This is a genomic window from Pseudobutyrivibrio ruminis DSM 9787, from assembly GCF_900218035.1.
GTDB classification, from domain to species: domain Bacteria; phylum Bacillota; class Clostridia; order Lachnospirales; family Lachnospiraceae; genus Pseudobutyrivibrio; species Pseudobutyrivibrio ruminis.
The window spans coordinates 333,528-340,923 of record NZ_OBMR01000003.1 but is presented as its reverse complement, the minus strand read 5'-3'; the positions used below and the strand labels follow the sequence as shown (position 1 = coordinate 340,923).

The following is a 7,396-nucleotide window of genomic DNA, read 5'->3' as shown; positions in this document are numbered from 1 at the left end:
AGTGTAGTGTTTGTCCGTCTCCACCCATACCTTACCGATAGAATTGTAAAACTTTGTAAGAACACCTACTAATAAATATGGGCGACTACACATTTAGATAATCCAAAATCTGTGACGTACCCACCCATGAAAGGGGCGCGGGGCCCCAGGGTGCGGCGGGTACCTTAAGGTTTTACTCTACGTCTTGGAGGGCGGCAAAGTCTTCTTCGCCGGTGCGGATTTTGACTACCTGCTCCACGTCGTATACGAATATTTTGCCGTCACCGATGTGGCCAGTGTAAAGGACCTTCTTGGCGGTGTCGATTACCTGCTGTACAGGTACTTTGCATACTACTACGTCTACACGGATTTTTGGTAGAAGGGCTGGCTCAAGGGCTACGCCTCTGTAGTACTCTGGTGCGCCTTTCTGGACACCACATCCCATAACATGAGATACAGTCATTCCTGTGATACCTAACTTCATAAGTGAATTCTTAAGCTTTTCAAGGTTGCGTTCCTTGCAAAGAATTTCAATCTTAGTCATTCTAGGCTTGCCAGCTGCAGTGATTTGTGATGGAGCGTACTCTACTTCCACTGCTTCATCAAGTGAAGCAAGTCCTGCTGCTTCAAGTGTTTCTGTGATAAGGTTAGCTGTCTCATCGTCAAGCTCATCAGTATCAAAGTCGTCTTCAAGCATGTTGAATCCAGAGTATGCAGATGGTAAACCATGCTCTGTTCTGTCTAAGCCTACGATTTCCTCTTCTGCTGATGCACGAAGACCGATTGTAGCTTTGATTACCGAAAATGCGATAGTGATTGTTACGGCTGCCCAAGCGCCTACTGATAAAACACCAAGTAACTGTATTCCTAATAACTTAAATCCTCCCCCGTAAAAAAGACCAGCTAATTCGCTTTGTGGTGCTGATGTTGTTGCGAAAAGTCCAACTGCAATTGTTCCCCAAATACCATTCATCATGTGGACTGCAACAGCTCCAACTGGATCATCAACACGAATCTTGTTGTCTAAAAGCCACACACCGAAAACTACTAAAAATCCAGAAACAATACCGATGATAATTGCACCAAGTGCATCTGTTACGTCGCATGGAGCTGTGATTGCTACAAGACCAGCAAGTGATGCATTTAAAGACATAGATACATCAGGCTTACCATATTTAATCCATGTATAAGACATTGTTGTTACTGTTGCAACGGCTGGTGCAATTGTTGTAGTTACAAAAATTGATGCTAACTGCTCAAGTGATGTTGCAGCTGCTCCGTTGAAGCCATACCAGCCAAGCCAAAGGATAAATACACCAAGTGCTCCAAGTGCAATGTTGTGACCTGGGAATGCATTTACCTTCTTAATCTTGCCTTTGCTGTCACGTGTAAACTTACCAATTCTAGGTCCAAGAATTTTTGCACCAATAAGTGCACAAATACCACCAACCATATGGATTGCACATGAACCTGCAAAATCATGGAAGCCAATCTGAGAAAGCCAGCCACCACCCCAAATCCAATGAGCCTCAATTGGATAAATTACAAGTGAAATAATTCCAGAATATACACAGTAGCTGATAAACTTTGTTCTTTCTGCCATGGCACCACTGACGATTGTTGCTGTTGTAGCACAGAACACAAGGTTGAATACAAAATTACTCCAATCGAAGTTTGCGTAGTCTGTAAATATGCCAAGTGTTGGTCTTCCTACTAATCCAAAGAGGCAATCCTCTCCAAACATAAGACCAAATCCTAAAACAATAAACATTACTGTACCAATACAGAAATCCATCAGGTTTTTCATAATGATGTTTCCTGTATTTTTTGCTCTGGTAAAACCTGCCTCTACCATTGCAAATCCCGCTTGCATCCAAAATACAAGGGCAGCTCCTATAAGGAACCAGACTCCAAATAACATGCTTGAATAAGCTTCCATAATATTTTCCTCCTTGGGGTTTATTATTATTTATATAAAAAGGCGCGCAGTATTTTTTCAAATACTGCACGCCTTTGTGCTACCTTCTAATTACGCTTATTTTACGCTATAAAGGATTTCTCCGTATGTTGGGTATGGCCAGATATCACTTGGTACTACTGTTTCAAGCTCATCAACCACCTCTCTAAGCTCATTCATATCTGCAAAAATCACATCATGATGGAACTTAGCCAAATCATATGTCTCAGTTAATTCTTTAGCCTTATCAATGTCTGCTTCAAGCTTCTCAAGTCTTTCATCCATTGATGTTGTTAACTTAGCTGCCTGCTCCAATCTCTTCTTTTCCACTGAAGAATCAACTGGAAGTCCTGTAGCTGCCTTTGCGTTAAGAGTTTCTGCAAGTGTAAACTGATAATCACTAGCAGCTGCCATAATGTCTTTCTTAACCATAGCATCCATTGTAAGGGCTTCGATATCAATTACCTTATAGTAATTCTCAAGCTGGATATCATAACGGCTATAAAGCTCCTGCTCCGTAAATACGTTATGCTTTGTAAATACATCAATTGCTTTCTTATCTACGAATGCTGGAAGCGCATCTACTGTAGACTTGAGGTTCTTAAGTCCTCTTCTCTCTGCTTCCTTTACCCACTCATCAGAATATCCGTTACCATTGAAGATGATTCTCTTGTGGGCTGTAAGCTCTCTCTTAAGGAGCTCTGCAAGTGCCTTATCGAAATCAGCTGCCTTTTCAAGCTCTTCTGAGAACTTATCAAGCTCCTCTGCAACAATTGTATTTAATACAACGTTTGGACCTGAAATAGATGCTGCAGAACCAAGTGATCTAAACTCAAACTTGTTACCTGTAAAGGCAAATGGTGATGTTCTGTTTCTATCAGTTGTATCCTGTGAGATGCTAGGAATAACAGCTGCACCAATTGACATCTTCTTCTTTTTAATGTCTTCATAATCAGTTCCATCGATGATTGACTCTACAATAGCCTCAAGCTCATCTCCAAGGAACATTGAAATGATTGCTGGTGGTGCCTCGTTTGCTCCAAGTCTATGATCATTTCCAGCAGAAGCAACCGATACTCGGAGTAATTCCTGATACTCGTCTACAGCCTTAATTACTGCTGTTAAGAACAACAAGAACTGAGTGTTCTGGGAAGGAGTAGCACCTGGTTCTAACAGGTTTACTCCGGTATCGGTTGATATAGACCAGTTGTTGTGCTTGCCCGAACCATTTACACCTGCAAAAGGCTTTTCATGAAGTAAGCATGTCATTCCATGACGTCCAGCTACAACCTTCATCATCTCCATTGTAAGCTGGTTATGATCTGTTGCTATATTAGTGGTTGAGTACACTGGTGCAAGCTCATGCTGAGCTGGCGCAACTTCATTATGCTTTGTCTTTGCAAGTACACCTAGTTTCCACAACTCCTCGTCTAACTCTTTCATGTAAGCAGAAACTCTTGGCTTAATAGTTCCAAAATAGTGATCCTCAAGTTCCTGTCCCTTTGGAGGCTTAGCTCCAAATAATGTACGTCCTGTATAAATCAAATCTGGACGCTTGTTATACATTTCTGTATCAATTAAAAAGTATTCCTGCTCTGGTCCAACTGTTGTAATAACTCTCTTTACATCCTCGTGACCAAAAAGCTTAAGTGCTCTAACTGCTGATTTATCAAGTGCTTCCATTGAACGAAGTAATGGAGTCTTTTTATCAAGTGCTTCACCTGAGTATGAACAAAAGGCTGTTGGAATACAAAGAGTATCATCCTTGATAAATACATAGCTTGTTGGGTCCCATGCTGTATATCCTCTTGCTTCAAATGTAGCTCTTAAACCACCTGATGGAAATGAAGATGCATCAGGCTCACCTTTGATTAATTCCTTTCCTGAGAAAGTCATGATAACCTTGCCACCTTCTTCAGGCTGAATAAATGAATCATGCTTTTCAGCTGTAACACCTGTCATTGGCTGGAACCAATGTGTGAAATGTGTAGCTCCAAGTTCAATTGCCCATTCCTTCATAGCATGTGCAATTACATTTGCAAGCTCTCTGTCAAGAGGACGTCCCTCTTCAATCGTCTTCTTAAGAGCTTTGTAAGCATCCTTTGGAAGGCGCTCTTTCATAGTCTCATCATTAAATACTTTGCTTCCGAAAATCTCTGTAACCTTGCTCATTTCTTATCCTCCTCTTATACTCCACTAGCACCGTAGTTTGCTAACACGCGTGCGGATGGATCATCAACATCGCATCCCTCCCAAGCCTTGTTTGGCATCCAGAAGTCTACAACCATCTGTGCCTGGCCTGGATAGTACTTCTCAAATAAATCTCTATACAAAAGTGATTCCTTTGTAAAAGGTGTTGCAAATTCGTATTTGCGATACGCATTCTTTACATCCTCATCACTGTATAAGCTATTAGCATATTCTTTCAGGTAATCTACCATTGAATGTCCAACTGCATCTGAGAACGCTGCTTTTTCTCTAAACAAAATGTCATGTGGTAAGTAATCGCCCTCCTCAAATGCATGTCTCAATAAATACTTGCCTTTGTTGTATTTATTCATCTTGATTTCAGGATTTACGCTCATTACATAATCCACAAAATCTAAATCACCAAATGGAACTCTTGCCTCCATTGAATGAACTGAGATACATCTGTCAGCCCTCAGTACATCGTACATGTAAAGCTCTCTAAGTCTCTTTTCTGCTTCCTTCTGAAACTCTTCTGCATTTGGAGCAAAATCTGTGTATTTATAACCGAAGATTTCATCTGATATCTCACCAGTAAGAAGAACTCTTATCTCTGGGAACTGTTTCTTGATTCCCTTGCAGATTAAATACATTCCCATGCTGGCTCGGATTGTTGTTATGTCGTATGTACCAAGTGCTGCAACAACTTCCTCCAAAGACTCAATAACGATGTCTTTATTGATTATGATTTCGTGATGCTCTGAACCAATGTAATCTGCAACTTCCTTTGCATACTTTAAATCGATTGCATCCTCGTTCATGCCGATTGCAAATGTTTTAATTGGCTTATCCATCATCTTTTGCGCTATTGCACAAACAAGTGATGAATCAAGTCCACCAGAAAGAAGAAATCCTACAGGAGCATCTGCATCAAGTCGTTTCTCAACACCAGCTACAAGCTTTTCTTTAATGTTTGCTGCAACCTCCTCCACACCGTCTAATCTGTATGTCTGTCGCTTCGCCAAATCTCTGTAGCATGTAAACACACCCTTGTAATAATAATGTCCTGGTGGAAATGGCTTAACCTCATCTGTAAGACCAACCAAGTTCTTTGCTTCTGATGCAAACATTATTGAACCTTCACTGTCGTATCCGTAAAACAAAGGTCTAATTCCGATTGGATCTCTTGCTGCTACCAAATCATCTATTTCCTTGTCGTAAATAACCATTGCAAATTCTGCATCAAGTTTTTCGAACATCTTTGTTCCGTATTTACGATACATTGGTAAAATGATTTCGCAATCACTGTCGCTTAAGAATTTGTATCCCTCTGCTTTCAAACTCTCTCGCTCTGTTTTGAATCCATACAACTCTCCGTTGCATATTACATAATCGCCATCAAGCTCAAAGGGTTGCATTCCTGCTTCTGTTAAACCCATAATTGATAATCTTTGAAAGCCCAGCACCGAATCATTTACGGTTATAACTCGTTGCATATCTGGCCCTCTAGAAACCGTTTTTGAAAATGCCGCCTCGAAATCTTTCATTTCCATGTGGCATTTACTCAAAGCCATAATCGAACACATAAAATCACCTTCCCATAGGAACAAGAAAGGCGCCGTAGATCTAGCTGATTTAGCTAAAACTACGACGCCTTTGTCGTTCCATTGATTTTTATTTGTTAAGAATAATATTCTTTTGACAATTGTTTGTCAATAACAATTTTTATATTTTTTAAAATAAATTTTGGATTAAATTTTTCAAACCTAGAATTATAGATTTGTATAACCCATCAAGAACTCATCTACTTCCCGAGCACAATCGCGGCCCTGTCTAATAGCCTTTACAACCAGTGACTGTCCTGTGTGCATATCACCTGCAGTAAATACCTTAGGCACATTTGTAGCGAATGAATTCGTATTTACGGATGCAACATTGGTGCGTCCATCCAGCTCTACCTTGAAAGCGTCTGCCACATATTTCTGCGCTCCAAGAAATCCTGCTGCAATCAGACAAAGCTGGCAAGGCACTTCTTTCTCAGTACCTTCTACTGGCACCATCATTCTGCGTCCAGTTTTTTTGTCAGTTTTAGACTCAAGTGAAACTAAAACGACAGACTTCAAATCACCATTCTTATCTGTCTTGAATTCCTTGACAGTTGTAGTGTAGATTCTAGGATCATGACCGAACTTGGCAATAGCCTCCTCCTGACCATAGTCAGTTTTACATACAAGAGGCCACTGAGGCCATGGATTTGATTCAGCTCTCACATCTGGTGCCTTTGGCATCATTTCAAGCTGTGTTACAGACTTACATCCATGACGTATTGCAGTACCAACACAATCGTTACCTGTGTCACCACCGCCTATAATGATTACATCCTTGCCTTTGGCAGAAATATACTGTCCCTCTACAAGCTTCATATCATTTGCCCAGAGGCATTTTGTAGTAGATGTAAGGAAATCCACAGCAAAATAGATACCCTTAGCCTCTTTTCTACCTGTAGCCTGAATATCACGTGGATTAGATGAACCGCAACAAAGAACTACCGCATCGTACTTCTTTGTCAAATCGGACGCCTTAACATCAACACCTACATTGGCATTAACTACAAAGCTTACACCTTCCTCCTCCATGATTTTGATTTTACGGTCAATAATCTGCTTTTCGAGCTTCATGTTAGGAATACCGTAACGAAGTAATCCACCAACATTGTCATTGCGCTCATATACAGTTACATTGTGACCGCGTCTGTTTAATTGATCTGCCACTGCAAGACCAGATGGGCCTGAGCCAATTACCGCAACAGATTTACCTGTACAAACCTCTACAGTCTTTGCGTCTGCCAATCCATTGGCATAGGCATACTCAATAATGGCCTTCTCATTTTCCCTTGTAGATACAGCATCTCCATTTAGTCCACAGGTACAGGCCTTCTCACAAAGTGCAGGACATACCCTGCATGTAAACTCAGGGAAATTGCTAGTCTTGTGAAGCCTCTTATAGGCCATCTCATAATTTCCCTGATATACAAGCTCATTCCACTCAGGAATAAGGTTGTTCAGAGGACAACCAGAAGTCATCCCCTTAATTGTCATACCTGACTGGCAGAATGGTACACCACAATCCATGCATCTTCCGCCTTGTCTTCTCTGCTCCTCCTTTGAAAGAGGCTCATGAAACTCATTAAAATTCTTTATTCTGGCAAGAGGGCTAACCGCTTCAGCCTCTACTCGCTCATACTCTAAAAATCCAGTTGGCTTTCCCATGGTT

The 7,396-nt window shown here is 41.0% G+C and carries 4 protein-coding genes; all 4 read right to left on the bottom strand.

Translation table 11 applies throughout. The features are described from left to right. Positions 1-172: 172 nt before the first annotated feature. Positions 173-1,918: an ammonium transporter gene (locus tag CRN97_RS03525; RefSeq protein WP_097075884.1), complete on the bottom strand. Its 1,746-nt coding sequence runs from the start codon at positions 1,916-1,918 to the stop codon at positions 173-175. Between the two features lie 96 nt (positions 1,919-2,014). Beyond that, positions 2,015-4,108: a glutamine synthetase III family protein gene (locus CRN97_RS03520; RefSeq protein WP_097075883.1), complete on the bottom strand. Its 2,094-nt coding sequence runs from the start codon at positions 4,106-4,108 to the stop codon at positions 2,015-2,017. Positions 4,109-4,122: 14 nt separating this feature from the next. Then, positions 4,123-5,709 (bottom strand): asparagine synthase B, encoded by a 1,587-nt coding sequence (gene asnB / locus CRN97_RS03515; protein WP_097075882.1) that lies wholly within the window; start codon positions 5,707-5,709, stop codon positions 4,123-4,125. Positions 5,710-5,895: 186 nt separating this feature from the next. Continuing rightward, the gene (locus CRN97_RS03510) at positions 5,896-7,392 is read right to left on the bottom strand and encodes a glutamate synthase subunit beta (protein WP_097075881.1); all 1,497 of its coding nucleotides are present in this window, start codon (positions 7,390-7,392) and stop codon (positions 5,896-5,898) included. Between the last annotated feature and the right edge of the window lie 4 nt (positions 7,393-7,396).